Here is a 14,953-nt window from a genome sequence, read left to right as displayed (position 1 = left end):
CTCGGTTCAGGGCCGGCGGCCTGGTGTCAGTCAGTGGGGAACCACAGCGCGATCTCGCGCGCGGCGCTCTCGGCCGAGTCGGATCCGTGGACGAGATTCTGCTGGACCTTCAGGCCCCAGTCCCGGCCCAGGTCCCCCCGGATGGTGCCGGGAAGGGCGCCGGTCGGGTCGGTCGCGCCCGCGAGGGTCCGGAACCCCTCGATGACCCGGTGCCCCTCTACCACGGCGGCCACGACCGGGCCGGAGCGCATGAAGTCGACGAGGGGACCGTAGAACGGCTTGCCCTCGTGCTCGGCGTAGTGCGCCGCCAGCAGGTCCTCCGGTGCGGTCCGCAGGGCGAGGGCGGCCAGCGTGTACCCCTTGGCCTCGATCCGGCGCAGGATCTCACCGGTCAGTCCACGGCTGACGCCGTCCGGCTTGATGAGGACCAGGGTGCGTTCGATGTTCTCGCTCATACCCGCGAGCGTATCGGCCCCAGCAGGTCTAGGCCGACCCCTCGGATCCGGCCGCGGCGATGCGCTCGGCGCGCTCGCGGTCGATCTTCGAGCCGAGCCAGACGGCGGTGACCCAGACCACCACGAAGACCCCGCCCAGGAACCACAGCGCGGGGATCACCAGCCCCCCGAGCACGATCAGCACCTGCACGAGGGAGCCGAGCACCAGGCCGAGCCGGCGGGTGCGCTGCAGCCGCGCGGCCATCGCGCACCAGAGGATCAGGACGGCACCGACAGTGGCGATCGCCCACGGTTGCGCCACCCGGAGGCCGTACGCCGCGAGCACGGCGAAGAAGACCAGCAGCACCTCCAACCACAGGACGCTGGTGCAGAACAGGGGACGTGCCGGGCGAGGTGGCTTGGCAGCCGCCCCGTTCGGACTCGTCGAGCTCGTGGTCACCGCTCCAGGCTAGTGCGGGCCCGCTCTACTCCTCGCCGAAGCCGGCGTCGACCTCGGCCTGGACGGCGTCCAGCGCCTGCGCCGCTTCCCGGCCGCTGGCCTGGAGCGCGAGCTCGTCACCGCCGGTGAGCCCGAGGCCCATGATCGCCAGGACGCTCGCGGCATCGACCCCGTTGAGGCTGACCTCGGCGTCGAACGTCCCCACCCGACGGGCGAGCAGCGCGGCCGGTCGCGCGTGCAGGCCGAGCCTGTTGCGCAGCACCAGCGTGCGGGAGAGAACCTCGCCCCGATCAGGTGCGTCGCGCGCATCGCCGGTGTCTGCCGGCGCGCCGGCGGTCGTCACGGACCCGAAGCCGGCACCGGCCTCATGCGCGGCGGCCAGGACGGCCGGCCCGTCCCCTCCCCCCTGCGCCGTGACCGCGGCCGCCACGGCGCCCTCGACGAAGGGCGCGTCGGCCTGGAGCACGCGCTCGTCGTCGAGCATCTCCACCACGGACTCGGCCGTGAAGGCGGCGGAGCCGAGATCGGTGAGGATGACCACACTGCGGGCGCCGCCGTCGAGCAGGTCGGTCACGGCCCCTTCCACGAGGTCGTAGCTGGTGCCGATGCGCCCGTCCTCGGTACCGCCGGCCGGCCGCAGTGACACCTGCGGCGCCATCTGCGCGGCGACCTCGGCGACACCGGCGGCCAGGGCGGCCGAGTGGGAGACGAGCACGAGCGCCGTCGTGGGCTCACTCATCGGCCGCACCACTCGCACCGGCCACCTCGGCGGCCGCTCGCAGCAGCAGCGCGCTCGACTGCGCACCCGGGTCCCGGTGACCGGCCGCACGCGCGCCGAGGTAGCTGGCGCGTCCCTTGCGCGCCACCCACGGCTCGGTGGCCTCGGCCCCGGCCTGAGCCGCCTCGGCCGCCGCCTGCAGCGCCGCCTGCGCCGTTCCGCCGGAGGTGGCGACCGCACGGGCCGCGTCGGCTGCCGGGGCCCAGGCGTCGACCATCGTCTTGTCCCCCGGCTCGGCCTTGCCCCGGGCCACGATCCCGGCCAGCGCGGCCTCGAACAGGTCAGCGACCCCAGCCGCGTCGAGGTTCTCCCCCACCGCCTTGGCGGCTCGCAGGTAGGCGGTGCCGTACAACGGCCCCGCGGCCCCGCCGACCGTCGACATCAGCGTCTTGGCCACCAGGGCCAGCACGTCGGCGACCGTCTCGGTCCCGGTGGTCTCGAGCTTGCCGAGGACCGCCGTGAACCCTCGATCGAGGTTCTCGCCGTGGTCGCCGTCGCCGATCGCCCGATCGAGGTCGATCAGCGCCATCCGGTTCCGGCCTACGACGGCGGCACTCTCGCGCACCCAGGCGAGCGCCCAGTCCGCTCCGAGATCGCCCACCTCACGCCCCCCAGCGCAGCGCGGCGGTGTGTACCGGGGCGTCGTAGAGCTCGAGCAGCTCGTCGTCGACGCGCAGCACCGTGATCGAGGCGCCCTGCATCTCCAGGGAGGTGACGAAGTTGCCCACCAGCGACCGTTCGACGCGCCCGCCGCGCCCCTCCAGCAGGCGGCGTGCGTGCCGGTAGACGATGTACAGCTCCGAGGCCGGAGTCCCGCCCATCCCGTTGACGAGCAGCACCAGCCGGTCGCCGGAGGCCACCTGCAGGTCGTCGGCGACCGCCGCGAGCAGCCGCTCGGTGATCTCGTCGGCGGAGGCCGCCGGGATCCGCTCGCGCCCGGGCTCGCCGTGGATGCCGATGCCGATCTCGATCTCGTCGGTGCCCAGGTCGAAGGACGGCTGGCCGGCGTGCGGCACGGTGCACGCGGTCAGCGCCACCCCCATCGAGCGCACGTTCGCATTGACCCGGGTGGCGATCGCGGCCACCGCGCCGAGGTCGTCGCCGCGTTCGGCGGCCGCGCCGGCGATCTTCTCCACCAGCACGGTGCCGGCCACGCCGCGCCGGCCGGCAGTGTACAAGGAGTCCTGCACCGCGACGTCGTCGTCGACGACGACGCTCGCGACCGTGATGTCCTCCAGCTCGGCGAGCTCGGCAGCCGTCTCGAAGTTGAGGACGTCGCCGGTGTAGTTCTTGACGATGTGCAGCACGCCCGCGCCCCCGTCGGCGGCGACGGTGGCCGCGACGATCGGGTCCGGGGTGGGCGAGGTGAAGACCGGGCCCGGGACTGCGGCGTCGAGCATGCCGAGGCCGACGAACCCTGCGTGGAGGGGCTCATGGCCGCTCCCCCCGCCGCTGACGATCCCCACCTTGCCCGGGACCGCGCCGCCGGCCCGGGAGACGAAGAGCTTCTCCTCGTCGCCGCTGGAGATCACAAGATCGGCGTGGGCGGCCACGAATCCCTCGACCGTCTCGGCCACGACCCGTTGCGGATCGTTGATCAGCTTCTTCATGTCTGCTCCTTCGAGTGCCGCGCGTGGGGTCGGGAGAACGGGCCCGGGGCCCATGGCACCACTGTGGACCGTGCCGGGTGTGCTTGCCTAGTGCCGGGCCCCTCGCGTTCGGCCGCCGTCAGCGGCCGTAGCCCTCCAGCAGCCGCAGCCAGATCTCGCTGATCGTCGGGTAGGACGGGACCGCGTGCCAGAGCCGCTCGATCGGGACCTGTCCGACCACCGCCACGGTCGCGGCGTGCAGCAGCTCCGCGACGTCGGGGCCGACCAGGGTTGCCCCGAGCACGATCTCCCGGTCGGTGTCGACCACCATCCGCGCCCTGCCCTGATAGCCGTCGGCGTGCAGCGCAGCCCCGGCGACCGCGCCGAGGTCGTGGTCGACCACCCGGACCGGGTACCCGGCCTCCTCGGCGGCAGCAGCCGTGAGCCCCACGCTGGCCACCTCCGGATCGGTGAAGACCACCTGCGGGACGGCCTCGCCGTCGGCGGTGGCGACATGGCGCTGCCAGGGCCGGTCCGCCACCTCGGCTCCGCCGGCCCGAGCCACGATCGCGTCCCCCGCCGCTCGGGCCTGGTACTTGCCCTGGTGTGTCAGCAGCGCCCGGTGGTTGACGTCCCCGATGGCGTAGAGCCAGTCCGTGCCGGGCACGCGCAGGGTCTCCTCGACCTCCACCCAGTCGCCGTCGCTGCGGCCCACGACGGACAGCCCGAGGTCATCGGTGCGGGGGCTCCGGCCGGTCGCGACGAGCACCTCGTCGGCCTCCACCACCCGACCGTCGCTACAGGTGAGGCGCACGGGCGCGGAGGGACCGCCGTCGCGGGAGGCCGAGACCACCGTGGTCCCGGTGCGCACGTCCACACCCCGGGCGGTCAGTGCCTCGGTGACCAGCTCCCCGGCGAAGGGCTCCATCCCGGACAGCACCTCGCCGCGGACGAGGACGGTGACGGCGGCGCCCAGATCGCGGTAGGCGCACGCCATCTCCATCGCGACGACCCCGCCGCCCACGATGGCTAGGTGCTGGGGGACCTGTTCGGCACTGGTGGCCTCCCGCGCGGTCCACGGGCTGACCTCGGCGAGCTCGGGCGGCACCATCGCCTCGCTCCCGGTGGCGATCACGACGGCGTGGCGTGCCTGCAGCTGCCGCGTGCCCTCGGAGGAGGTCACCTCCACCGTGCGCTCGGCGATGAGGCGCGCGTGGCCGCGCACCAGATCGATTCCGGCGCCGTCCAGCCACTCCACCTGGCTGGAGTCGTCCCACCCGCTGGTGAAGGCCGTGCGGCGCACCAGGACCTCCGAGGCCTCGAGCACGGGTCGGTCACCGCGGGAGGAATCCACGCCGGTGCCCGGGACACGAGCGGCGGCGCGTTGCGCACTCCCTGGCCGCAACAGCGCCTTGGAGGGCATGCACGCCCAGTACGAGCACTCCCCACCGACCAGCTCGGACTCGACGACCACCGCACTCAAACCGCCGGCGACCACCCGGCCGGCCGCGTTCTCCCCCGGCGGGCCCGCCCCGATGACGATCACGTCCCAGGTCTGCATGCCTACCTCCTCGCCGTGGACACGCCCGCCCCGGTGGGGCCGATGTCTGCGCCGCACATTACGCTCACTGTCATGTCTGCACACACGAGTATCCATCCGCTGCCGGTTCCGCGCACGGCATCATGATCGAGTTCGAGGCCGTCACCAAGCAGTTCGACGACGGCACGCTGGCCGTGCGCGGCATCGACCTGGTGATCCCCTCCCACCAGGTCACCGTCTTCGTGGGCTCCTCCGGCTGTGGGAAGACCACCCTGCTGCGCATGGTCAACCGGATGGTCGAGCCGACCTCCGGCACCGTCAGCATCGACGGTGAGGATGTGGCCGGGCTCGACCCGGTGGCCCTGCGCCGGCGGATCGGCTACGTCATGCAGAGCGCGGGGCTGCTGCCGCACCGCCGGGTGCTGGAGAACATCGTCACGGTGCCGCGGCTGAACGGCATGGGGCGGGCCGAGGCGAGCGAGCTCGGGCTCTCCCTCATGGACACCGTGGGCCTGGACCGGGATTTGGCGGGTCGCTACCCCAGTCAGCTCTCGGGAGGGCAGCAGCAGCGCGTGGGTGTGGCGCGGGGCCTCGCGGTGGATCCGAACATCCTGCTCATGGACGAGCCGTTCGGCGCCGTCGACCCAATCGTGCGGGCGGACCTGCAGAAGGAGCTGCTGCGCCTGCAGGGCAGTCTGGGCAAGACCGTCGTGTTCGTCACCCACGACATCGAGGAGGCGTTCCTGCTCGGTGACCAGGTGGTCATCCTGGAGACCGGGGGTGTCATCGCCCAGCGCGGGACGCCCACCGAGATCCTCGCCTCCCCGGCGAGCGAGTTCGTCGCCGACTTCGTCGGCGCCGACCGCGGCCGCCGGGCGCTGCGGGTGCAGCACCAGGACGGCGTCGCGGTGGTCGTGGACGGCAACGGCCGGCCCGCCGGGGTGTTGTCCGACGAGGCGAGCCGGCCTCCGGCTGCGGCCGGGCACCGGCCCGACCCCGCCCCGCCGTCATGACCTGGCTCTCGGGCAACCTCGACCTGGTGCTCGACCTGACGCTGCAGCACCTGTGGCTGAGTCTGATCCCGATCGTCGCCGGCTTCGTCATCGCCGTCCCGCTCGGTCAGCTCGCCTGGCGCCAGCAGTGGCTGCGAGGGCCGATGCTGTCGCTGGTGGGGCTGCTCTACACGATCCCCTCGCTCGCGCTGTTCGTGCTGCTGCCGCCCATCCTGGGCATCGGGTTCCTCGACCGCGCGAACCTGATCATCGCCCTCACCATCTACGCCGTCGCGCTGATGACCAGGTTCGCCTCGGACGCATTCAGCTCGGTCGAGGTGCATGTCCGGCAGGCGGCGGTGGCCATGGGCTACGACGGCTGGCGCCGCTTCTGGGCGGTGGACCTCCCCCTCGCCGGTCCGGTGCTGCTGGCCGGGCTGCGGGTGGTGGCCGTCAGCACGGTGAGCCTGGTGACGGTCGGGGTGCTGGTCGGCATCGACTCCCTCGGATCGCTGTTCATGGACGGGCTCCAGCGCAACATCCCGCTGGAGATTTTGGCCGGGATCGTCATGACCGCCGTCACCGCCCTCGTGCTTGACGCCCTCCTGGTGCTCGCCGGCCGGGCTCTGATGCCGTGGGCTCGGGCCACCTCGAGCCGACGCGGTGCCGGCGCGCGAGGGGCGGCCGCATGAACCTCTTCGCCGAAGCCCTCGCCTGGCTCGCCGACCCGACCAAGCACGAGGGCGCCAATGCCATCTCCGCCCGGCTGGGCGAGCACCTGTTCTACACCGCGATCGCGATGCTGATCAGCGCGGCCATCGCGATCCCCATCGGCTACGCGATCGGCCACACCGGCCGCGGCAAGCAGATCGCCGTCGCCCTCTCGGGCGCCGCTCGCGCACTCCCCTCGCTGGGACTGCTCACGATCCTGACGCTGCTGGTCGGGTTCGCCCAGGCGCCGGTGGCCGCCACGATCGTCTTCGTCGTGCTCGGCGTCCCCGCCATCCTGGCCGGCGCGTACGCGGGGGTCGAGGCGGTGGACGCAAGCGTCGTCGACGCCGCCCGGGCGATGGGCATGACCGAATGGCAGATCCTGCTCCGGGTCGAGGCACCCATCGGCCTGCCACTGCTGATCGGCGGACTGCGCAGCGCCACCCTGCAGGTCGTCTCGACCGCTGTGCTCGCGTCCTACGTCGGCCTCGGCGGGCTCGGCATCTACATCCAGCGCGGTATCAGCCTGAACACCTACGAGGAGATGCTCGGCGGCGCGCTGATCATCGTGGCGCTCGCGCTCGCCCTCGACATCGCCTTCTCCCTCGCCACCTGGCTGGCCGGCCGCTCCGCCAGCCGGTCACGCCACCACGCAACCGTACGACCCGCCGTTGCTCCGACGGCCACCACGGAAGGAACCCCATGACCACCTCCGCTTCGCCACTGCGACGCCGCCCTGCCGCCACCCGGTTGCTGACCGGTGTCGCCACCGTCTCAGCAGCCGCCCTGCTCGCCGCGTGCGGCGGGAACTCCGACCCGCTCGACACCTCGGGCGAGGAGGACGGCGGATCCGACTCCTCGGCCGTCGTGGTCGGCTCCCAGGCCTACTACTCCAACGAGATCATCGCCGAGATCTACGCCCAGGCGCTCGAAGAGGCCGGAATGGACGTCGAGCGACAGTTCCAGATCGGGCAGCGCGACCGCTATCTCGAGGCGCTGGAGGCCGACGAGATCGACCTCATCCCGGAGTACTCCGGCAACCTGCTGCAGTTCTATGAGACCGAGACCGAGGCGCGCAGCCCGGAGGACGTCGCCTCCGCCCTGCCCGACGCCCTGCCCGACGGCCTGGCCGTGCTGAACCGGGCTGAGGCGCAGGATGCCGACTCCTACAACGTCACCGCCGAGTTCTCCGAGGAGAACGGCATCACCAGCCTGACTGATCTGTCCGGCTACGAGGGCACCATCACCCTCGGCGGGAACGCCGAGCTGGAGAGCCGTCCCTACGGCCCGCCCGGGCTCTCGGAGTTCTACGGCGTCGACGTGGACTTCGTGGCGATCGGCGACAGCGGTGGCCCGCTCACCAAGGACGCGATCCGCAACGGCGACATCACCATGGGCGACATCTACACCGCCGACCCGGACCTCGCCTCCGGCGACTTCGTCACCCTCGAGGACCCGGAGAGCATGATCCTGGCCCAGAACGTCGTCCCGCTGCTCGATGCCGAGCTGGCCGAGGACCTCGCCGAGGTGCTCGACCCGATCAGCGCCGTGCTCACCACCGAGGACCTCATCACCATGAATGCCCGTAGTGTCGAAGAGCAGCTCGACTCGGCGACCATCGCCTCGGAGTGGCTGGCCGAGAACGGGCTCGCATGATCGAGTGAGGAGATGGCTATGCACACGACCGCGACCGTCCTGAGCGACGGGTTCACCCGGGTACGCGAGGTGCTCCACGCAAGCCTCGAGGGGGTCGAGCCGAGCCACCTGGTGGCCCGGCTCGACCCGGAGGCGAACACGATCGCCTGGCTGGCCTGGCATCTGACCCGGGTGCAGGACGACCACGTCGCCGACCTGGCCGGGCTCGACCAGCAATGGACCGCGCGCGGGTGGTCCGAGCGCTTCGGACTGCCGCTCGAGGAGGCCGACCACGGCTTCGGCCACAGCAGCGAGCAGGTGGGTCAGGTCCGTGACATCCCCGTCGACGATCTGCTCGGCTACCACGACGACGTCCACACGGCCACGCTCAGTTACCTGGACCGGCTCGAGGAGTCCGATCTGGATCGGGTGGTCGACGACGCGTGGGACCCGCCGGTCACGCTCGGCGTGAGGCTGGTCAGCGTGCTCGCGGAGGACCTGCAGCACGTGGGTCAGATCGGCTTCATCGCCGGCGTGCTCGCCCGGCAGGGCGCAGCCCGCTGACCGTCAGCGGCTCGTTCGCACCTGCCGGCGCAGCCACTCGTTCCGGGTCTCGATCAGAGTGCGCATGTAGCGGGCCAGGACGAGCCGCTCGGCCAGCCGCCCAAGCGGTCCGAACGGTGCGGCGAAGGCGACCTGGTCGATCATCCGGGTGCCGCCGTCGGGCCGGGACTCGAAGCGGTGCACGTGCGTGAACCACGCGAACGGGCCGCGGACCTGCTCATCGGTGAAGGTCACCGGGGCCTGCCGCGTCGACGTCGGTGGAGGTGACGAACCGGATCATCGGCCCGTGCCGGCGGGGCCGAGCACCTCATCGCGGCGCTCGGCCCAGGCCAGTGCCGAGGAGATCGCCTCGTCGAGCGTGAGTTCGGATCGCCACCCCAGCAGGGCGCGGGCGCGGTCGACGTTCGCGTAGGCACCGACCGTGTCCCCCGGGCGTGCCGGGGCCTCGCGCACCGGCACGGGCCCGCCCGTCACGCGTTCGACGGCCGCGTGCAGCTCGCGCACCGTCACGCCCGCCCCGGTCCCCACGTTCAGGACCACCGTGTCTTCACCGACGGCGTCCAGGACGTCGTCGAATCGCTCCACCGCCCGCACGTGCGCACGGGCGAGGTCCCAGGCGTGGACGTAGTCGCGCAGACCCGTGCCATCGCGCGTGGGTAGGTCGGTCCCGGTGAGGGTGAACTCAGGCTGCTCGCCACGTGCGGTCCGGATCAGCTGGCCGAGCACGTGCGCGGGTTCCGAGGCGTAGATGCCGCTGCGCAGCCCCGGGTCGGATCCGATCGGGTTGAAATAGCGCAGGATCAGGCCGCGCAGCAGACCGGCTCCTGCCATGTCGGTCATCATCTGCTCGACCATCAGCTTGGTGCGGGCGTACGGCGAGGCGGGCTCGACCGGTGCGGACTCATCGACCTCGAAGGTCGGGGACGGTCCGTAGACGGCAGCGGAGGAGGAGAACACCACCTGCGGCCGGCCCGCCGCCACGAGCCCCTCGAACAGCTCGAGCGACTTCGCGACGTTCTCCCGGTAGTAGGTCACCGGGTCCGCCACCGAGTCGGGCACGCTCGCCCGCGCCGCCATGTGCACGGTCACCGACACGTCCGGGTGCTCGGTCACGATCCGGCGCAGCAGGTCGCGGTCGGCGATGTCCCCGCGATAGAAGGCCCGGCCGTGGGTGAACTCGCGCCGGCCACCGACGAGGGAGTCGAGCACCACGACCTGGTGCCCGGCCTCCTCCAGCGCCGTCGCGGTCAGCGAACCGAGGTAGCCGGCGCCACCGGTGACGAGAGCCTTCACCACGCCAGCCTACTGGGAGGCGCCGGCCTCCGGGATGGTGCCGCGAGCCTGACCCGGCCGTCGGGGTGGCTTGTCCTTGCCGAAGACCGCCCGCGCCTCGGCCGCCAGGATGACCGAGCCGGCCACGAGCACCCCGGTGCCGGAGGCGATCTGGTCCTGCTGGCCCTGTTCGGCCAGGTCGGCCGCGCGCGAGATCGCGTTCGGCAGGCTCGCCTCGACGTGCACCTGGTCCGGGTCGAAGACGTCGCGGGCGATCTCGGCGAGATCGTCGACGTCCATCGAGCGCATGGACCGCGACTGGGTGATCACCACCTCGTCCAGCACGGGTTCGAGCACCGAGAGGATGCCCTCGGCGTCCTTGTCGGCCATGACGCCGAGAACGCCGACGAGCCGGGTGAAGGAGAACGCCTCCTCCAGCGCTCGCACCAGCACCGCGGCCGCGGCCGGATTGTGAGCGGCGTCGACCAGCACGGCGGGGCTGGAGCGCACCAGCTCCAGCCGGCCCGGCGAGGTCGCGTCCGCGAAGGCGGCCTCGACGACTTCCGCACCCAGCGCGCCACCGCCGAGGAACTGCTCCACCGCCGTCAGCGCGAGCAGGGCGTTCTGGGCCTGGTGGGCTCCGTGCAGCGGCAGGAAGATGTCGGTGTACAGCCCGCCGGTCCCGCGCAGGTTGACCAGCTGCCCGCCGACGGCGACCGCACGGTCGGCGACCTCCACGTCATAGCCCTGGGCCACCACGCGCGCCCCGCGCTCGACCGCGCGCCGGGCGATGACGGCCGCGACCTCCTCATCCTGCTCCGCGGTGACCACCACAGCCGGCGGGTCGAGCTGCTTGATGATGCCGGACTTGACCTGGGCGATCTCCTCGAGGGAGTGGCCGAGCCACTTCTCGTGGTCACGGGCGATCGGGGTCATCACCGCGATCTCGCCGTCGATCACATTGGTCGAGTCCCACTCCCCGCCCAGGCCCACCTCGACGATCGCCACGTCCACCGGCGCGTCCGCGAAGGCCGCGAAGGCGAAGGCGGCCAGCACCTCGAAGAAGTTCAGCCGCGGGTGGCCCCGCTGCTCCAGCGAGGCGTCGACCATCCGGACGTAGGGCTCGATGTCTCGCCACACGTCCACGAAGGCAGTCGCCGAGATCGGCTCGCCGTCGATCGCGATCCGCTCCCGCACGGTGTGCAGATGCGGGGAGGTGAACCGGCCGGTGCGCAGCCCCATCTCCCGCAGCAACCGCTCGACCATCCGCGCGGTGGAGGTCTTGCCGTTGGTGCCGGTCAGGTGGATCGCGCGGTAGGCGCGCTGGGGGTGGCCGAGCAGATCGACGAGCTCGGCCACCCGGTCGAGCGTCGGGGAGATGTGGTGCTCGGGCGCGCGGGAGAGGATCTCGGCGTAGATCTGCTGCGCCTGCTCCTCCACCTCGCCGCTCATGAGGGCACCTTAGCCAGGTCGATACCGGCCGGCGGTTCCTCATCGCCCACCACCGGCATCACGTCGACGCGCACGCTCACCGCGAGCGTCTCCGCCGCGATGAGGTCCTTGCGGTCGATGACCGCCTGCGCCCACTGCCGCGGGACGGCCAGTGCGAGGGTGATCCGGTCCGAGACGTGCAGGTCGGCCGCCTTGCGCGCGTCCTGCACCTGCCGGATCACGTCCCGGGCGTAGCCGTCGCCGATGAGCTCGTCGTCCAGCTCCAGGTCGAGCACGACGAACCCGCCACCGGGGAGCACCCCGGCCGCGATCGAGTCACCGAACCGGTCCTCGATCTCGGTGGTGAGGGTGAACTCGCCCTCCTGCAGGGCGATCCCGTCCACGACCACCTGGCCCTCGGCGCCGGTCTCCCAGGCGCCGCTGCGAGCGCCGGCGATCGCGCGCTGCACGTCCTTGCCCAGCCGGGGCCCCGCCGCCCGGGCATTCACGGTCAGCTTCGTGTACACGCCGTACTCCCGCGCGGCCCCATCGGCAAGATCACGGATCTCGACGCTCTTGACGTTCACCTCATCGGCGACGAGGTCGGTGAACGGGGTCAGTGCGTCCGGCCGGTCCACCACCACCTTGACGCTGCGCAATGGCTGGCGGACCCGCAGCTGGTTCGCCTTGCGCAGCCCGTGCGTGACCGAGACGACGTCTCGGACGGCGTCCATCGCCGTCACCAGCTCCTCGTCCGCCAGCAGCGCGGCCGCGGTCGGGTCGTCGGGGTTGCCGGGCACCGGCCAGTCGGTCAGGTGCACGCTGCGTCCGCCGGTCAGGCCGCGCCAGACCTCCTCGGCGACCATCGGCGCGAGCGGGGCCATCACCCGCAGCAGCACCTCCAGGGCCGTGTACAGCGTCTGGTAGGCGGCCTCGTCCTCGTCCCAGAACCGCTGCCGGGAGGTGCGCACGTACCAGTTGGTCAGCAGGTCCAGGTGCTCGCGCACCCGGGCGACCGCCTCGGCGATCTCATAGGTCTCCATCGAGGTTCGCACGGCCTCGACGAGCGACCGGGTCCGCGCGAGCACGTACCGGTCCATGTCCTCCAGCTCGGCGAGCTCGGCCGGGCGTGGAGCGCGCACGTCGATGCCGGCGCCGTCGTCGCAGGTGTTGGCGTACAGGCCGAAGAAGTACCAGGTGTTCCACAGCGGCAGCAGCACCTGACGGACCTGATCGCGGATGGACTCCTCGGCCACCACCAGGTTGCCGCCGCGCAGCACCGGTGAGCCCATCAGCGACAGCCGCACCGCGTCCGAGCCGTAGGAGTGGAACATCTCCATCGGGTCGGGAAAGTTGCGCAGCGACTTGCTGGCCTTGCGGCCGTCGTCGCCGAGGATGATGCCGTGCGAGACGCAGGTGCGGAACGCCGGCCGGTCGAACAGCGCGGTGGCGAGCACGTGCAGGGTGTAGAACCAGCCGCGGGTCTGCCCGATGTATTCCACGATGAAGTCACCCGGGTAGTGGTTCTCGAACCAGTCGGCGTTCTCGAAGGGATAGTGCACCTGGGCGAACGGCATCGAGCCGGAGTCGAACCACACGTCGAAGACGTCCGGGATGCGGCGCATGGTCGACTGCCCGGTGGGATCGTCCGGATTGGCCCGGGTGAGCTCGTCGATGAACGGGCGGTGCAGATCGCTGACCTGCACACCGAAGTCGGCCTCCAGCTCGGCCAGGGAGCCGTAGACGTCGATGCGGGGGTAGGCGGGGTCGTCGCTGATCCACACCGGGATGGGCGTGCCCCAGTACCGGTTGCGGGAGATCGACCAGTCGCGCGCGTTGGCCAGCCACTTGCCGAACTGGCCGTCCTTGATGTGCTCGGGCACCCAGGCGATCTCATCGTTGAGCTCGACCATCCGGTCCCGGAACTCGGTGACCTTGACGAACCAGGAGGAGACCGCGCGGTAGATGAGCGGGTTCTTGCACCGCCAGCAGTGGGGGTAGGAGTGGTCGTAGGTCTCGTGCCGCAGCAGCACCGCTCCCTGCCCCTGCGCCGCACCGGTGCCGGCTTTGAGGTCCTTGATGATGGGGGCGTTGGCGTCGAAGACGTTCACCCCGGCGTAGTCGGGCACGCTCGAGTCGAACTTCCCGGCGGCGTCCACCGGGGTCGCGGGCTCGATCCCGGCGGCGTCGGTGACGACCTTGTCCTCCTCACCGTAGGCGGGAGCGATGTGCACGATGCCGGTGCCGTCGTCGGTGGTGACGTAGTCGGCCAGCAACACCTGGTGGGCGTTCTGGCGTCCGGCGAAGTAGCCGAACGGCGGGCTGTAGCGGCTGCCGGCCAGCTGGGCGCCGGTGAGCGTGGCCAGTACCTCGGGCTCGGTCCCCAGTTCGCGGGCGTAGGCCTCCACGCGGGCCTCGGCGAGCACGTAGCGCCCGCCGTCACTGCCGGCCACGACGGCGTAGGTCACCTCGGGGTTGACGGCGGTGGCCAGGTTCGAGGGCACCGTCCACGGGGTGGTGGTCCAGATGAGCAGGTGGGCGCCGGTCAGCGCCTCGGCGGCCTCGGCGGGGACGTCCGGGCCGATCACATCCAGCCGGAAACCGACCGTGATGGCGGGGTCCTGACGCATGCGGTAGGTGTCGTCGTCCATCCGCAGCTCGTGGTTGGACAGCGGGGTCTCGTCCCGCCAGCAGTACGGCAGCACCCGGTAGCCCTCGTACGCCAGGCCCTTGTCGTAGAGCTGCTTGAACGCCCAGATCACCGACTCCATATAGGTCAGGTCGAGCGTCTTGTAGTCGTTCTCGAAGTCCACCCACCGGGCCTGCCGGGTGACGTACTCCTCCCACTCGGCGGTGTAGCGCAGCACCGACTCCCGGCATTCCTTGTTGAACGCCTCGAGCCCCATCTCCTCGATCTGGGTCTTGTCGGTGATGCCGAGGATCCGCTCGGCCTCCAGCTCGGCGGGCAGGCCGTGCGTGTCCCAGCCGAAGCGGCGCTCGACCCGCTTGCCGAGCATGGTCTGGAACCGGGGCACGACGTCCTTGACGTACCCGGTGAGCAGGTGGCCGTAGTGCGGCAGCCCGTTGGCGAACGGGGGCCCGTCGTAGAAGACGAACTCATTCCCCCCGTGCTCGCCCGGGGGCCGGTTCTCGATCGAGGCGCGGAAGGTGTCGTCGCTCTTCCAGAAAGCGAGGACCTCGGCCTCGAGGTCCGGGAAGCGCGGGGAGGGCTGCACGCCGTCGGCCTGGGTGTGGCGCGGGAAGTGCAGGTCGCGGCCGGTGGGCTCGGTGCGATCGGTGGTCATCGGCGCTGTCCTTCGACTCAGTCGTTCGATGTCGAGGACGATCCGCACCCGAACGGGCGCGACCCGCGGTACCACCTCGGTTGCCTCGCCCAGGGGCGCGACCACTCCGTTGACGGCTGTAACGGGCCTTCCCGTCCGGTTCTACTGAGCTCTGCACGGGGCGGAGCCATTCTTCCGGAGGCTCACCGGTGATGGCCGGATCGATGCCTGTACCCACCATCCTAACCGAGGTGGCGAGCCCC

15 protein-coding genes are annotated in these 14,953 nt (G+C 71.5%); 5 read left to right on the top strand and 10 right to left on the bottom strand.

What is annotated here, in order from left to right; all coding sequences use genetic code 11:
- Positions 1–26: 26 nt before the first annotated feature.
- From ndk to LQF12_RS05935, 6 genes are all read right to left on the bottom strand, one after another.
- Positions 27–455: a nucleoside-diphosphate kinase gene (gene ndk, locus LQF12_RS05960; protein WP_231055058.1), complete on the bottom strand. Its 429-nt coding sequence runs from the start codon at positions 453–455 to the stop codon at positions 27–29.
- A gap of 28 nt (positions 456–483) precedes the next feature.
- The gene (locus LQF12_RS05955) at positions 484–894 is read right to left on the bottom strand and encodes a DUF4233 domain-containing protein (protein ID WP_231055057.1); all 411 of its coding nucleotides are present in this window, start codon (positions 892–894) and stop codon (positions 484–486) included.
- A gap of 25 nt (positions 895–919) precedes the next feature.
- Positions 920–1,633, bottom strand: coding sequence for a dihydroxyacetone kinase phosphoryl donor subunit DhaM (gene dhaM / locus LQF12_RS05950; RefSeq protein WP_231055056.1), 714 nt, complete (start codon positions 1,631–1,633; stop codon positions 920–922).
- Positions 1,626–2,273, bottom strand: a complete 648-nt coding sequence (gene dhaL, locus LQF12_RS05945; protein ID WP_231055055.1) for a dihydroxyacetone kinase subunit DhaL — start codon at positions 2,271–2,273, stop codon at positions 1,626–1,628. The genes dhaM and dhaL overlap by 8 nt, the downstream gene beginning before the upstream one ends.
- 1 nt (position 2,274) lies before the next feature.
- Positions 2,275–3,282: a dihydroxyacetone kinase subunit DhaK gene (gene dhaK, locus LQF12_RS05940; protein WP_231055054.1), complete on the bottom strand. Its 1,008-nt coding sequence runs from the start codon at positions 3,280–3,282 to the stop codon at positions 2,275–2,277.
- 118 nt (positions 3,283–3,400) lie between these two features.
- Positions 3,401–4,822 carry a dihydrolipoyl dehydrogenase family protein gene (locus tag LQF12_RS05935; protein WP_231055053.1) on the bottom strand — a complete coding sequence of 474 codons (1,422 nt, stop codon included), beginning with the start codon at positions 4,820–4,822 and terminating at the stop codon, positions 3,401–3,403.
- A gap of 122 nt (positions 4,823–4,944) precedes the next feature.
- Between LQF12_RS05935 and LQF12_RS05930 the strand changes: the two genes are divergently transcribed.
- Genes LQF12_RS05930 through LQF12_RS05910 form a run of 5 tightly spaced genes read left to right on the top strand, consistent with a single transcriptional unit; the run spans position 4,945 to position 8,703 of the window.
- Positions 4,945–5,814 carry an ABC transporter ATP-binding protein gene (locus tag LQF12_RS05930; protein WP_231055052.1) on the top strand — a complete coding sequence of 290 codons (870 nt, stop codon included), beginning with the start codon at positions 4,945–4,947 and terminating at the stop codon, positions 5,812–5,814.
- The gene (locus tag LQF12_RS05925) at positions 5,811–6,485 is read left to right on the top strand and encodes an ABC transporter permease (protein WP_231055051.1); all 675 of its coding nucleotides are present in this window, start codon (positions 5,811–5,813) and stop codon (positions 6,483–6,485) included. The genes LQF12_RS05930 and LQF12_RS05925 overlap by 4 nt, the downstream gene beginning before the upstream one ends.
- The gene (locus tag LQF12_RS05920; RefSeq protein ID WP_231055050.1) at positions 6,482–7,210 is read left to right on the top strand and encodes an ABC transporter permease; all 729 of its coding nucleotides are present in this window, start codon (positions 6,482–6,484) and stop codon (positions 7,208–7,210) included. The genes LQF12_RS05925 and LQF12_RS05920 overlap by 4 nt, the downstream gene beginning before the upstream one ends.
- Positions 7,207–8,160, top strand: a complete 954-nt coding sequence (locus LQF12_RS05915) for an ABC transporter substrate-binding protein (protein WP_231055049.1) — start codon at positions 7,207–7,209, stop codon at positions 8,158–8,160. The genes LQF12_RS05920 and LQF12_RS05915 overlap by 4 nt, the downstream gene beginning before the upstream one ends.
- Positions 8,161–8,178: 18 nt before the next feature.
- The gene (locus LQF12_RS05910) at positions 8,179–8,703 is read left to right on the top strand and encodes a mycothiol transferase (RefSeq protein WP_231055048.1); all 525 of its coding nucleotides are present in this window, start codon (positions 8,179–8,181) and stop codon (positions 8,701–8,703) included.
- A gap of 3 nt (positions 8,704–8,706) precedes the next feature.
- Here LQF12_RS05910 and LQF12_RS05905 read toward each other — a convergent pair whose 3' ends face one another.
- The 4 genes from LQF12_RS05905 to ileS are packed head-to-tail and all read right to left on the bottom strand — an operon-like array spanning position 8,707 to position 14,711.
- The gene (locus LQF12_RS05905) at positions 8,707–8,937 is read right to left on the bottom strand and encodes an SRPBCC family protein (protein WP_354004701.1); all 231 of its coding nucleotides are present in this window, start codon (positions 8,935–8,937) and stop codon (positions 8,707–8,709) included.
- Positions 8,938–8,979: 42 nt separating this feature from the next.
- Positions 8,980–9,996, bottom strand: a complete 1,017-nt coding sequence (gene galE / locus LQF12_RS05900) for a UDP-glucose 4-epimerase GalE (RefSeq protein WP_231055047.1) — start codon at positions 9,994–9,996, stop codon at positions 8,980–8,982.
- 9 nt (positions 9,997–10,005) lie between these two features.
- Complete coding sequence (locus tag LQF12_RS05895; protein WP_231055046.1) at positions 10,006–11,427, bottom strand: bifunctional folylpolyglutamate synthase/dihydrofolate synthase; 1,422 nt, start codon at positions 11,425–11,427, stop codon at positions 10,006–10,008.
- Complete coding sequence (gene ileS, locus LQF12_RS05890) at positions 11,424–14,711, bottom strand: isoleucine--tRNA ligase (protein WP_231055045.1); 3,288 nt, start codon at positions 14,709–14,711, stop codon at positions 11,424–11,426. The genes LQF12_RS05895 and ileS overlap by 4 nt, the downstream gene beginning before the upstream one ends.
- Positions 14,712–14,953: the final 242 nt, after the last annotated feature.

It is taken from the genome of Ruania suaedae, from assembly GCF_021049265.1.
Classification (GTDB): domain Bacteria; phylum Actinomycetota; class Actinomycetes; order Actinomycetales; family Beutenbergiaceae; genus Ruania; species Ruania suaedae.
Note: the sequence above shows the minus strand (reverse complement) of the source record. Positions and strands in the feature narration are given on the sequence as shown.

Bases quoted from the DNA above. Each gene is read 5' to 3' on its own strand.
- ndk (WP_231055058.1), bottom strand. From the start codon at position 455: ATGAGCGAGAACATCGAACGCACCCTGGTCCTCATCAAGCCGGACGGC.
- dhaM (WP_231055056.1), bottom strand. From the start codon at position 1,633: ATGAGTGAGCCCACGACGGCGCTCGTGCTCGTCTCCCACTCGGCCGCC.
- dhaK (WP_231055054.1), bottom strand. From the start codon at position 3,282: ATGAAGAAGCTGATCAACGATCCGCAACGGGTCGTGGCCGAGACGGTC.
- LQF12_RS05935 (WP_231055053.1), bottom strand. From the start codon at position 4,822: ATGCAGACCTGGGACGTGATCGTCATCGGGGCGGGCCCGCCGGGGGAG.
- LQF12_RS05930 (WP_231055052.1), top strand. From the start codon at position 4,945: ATGATCGAGTTCGAGGCCGTCACCAAGCAGTTCGACGACGGCACGCTG.
- LQF12_RS05925 (WP_231055051.1), top strand. From the start codon at position 5,811: ATGACCTGGCTCTCGGGCAACCTCGACCTGGTGCTCGACCTGACGCTG.
- LQF12_RS05920 (WP_231055050.1), top strand. From the start codon at position 6,482: ATGAACCTCTTCGCCGAAGCCCTCGCCTGGCTCGCCGACCCGACCAAG.
- LQF12_RS05915 (WP_231055049.1), top strand. From the start codon at position 7,207: ATGACCACCTCCGCTTCGCCACTGCGACGCCGCCCTGCCGCCACCCGG.
- LQF12_RS05910 (WP_231055048.1), top strand. From the start codon at position 8,179: ATGCACACGACCGCGACCGTCCTGAGCGACGGGTTCACCCGGGTACGC.
- LQF12_RS05895 (WP_231055046.1), bottom strand. From the start codon at position 11,427: ATGAGCGGCGAGGTGGAGGAGCAGGCGCAGCAGATCTACGCCGAGATC.
- ileS (WP_231055045.1), bottom strand. From the start codon at position 14,711: ATGACCACCGATCGCACCGAGCCCACCGGCCGCGACCTGCACTTCCCG.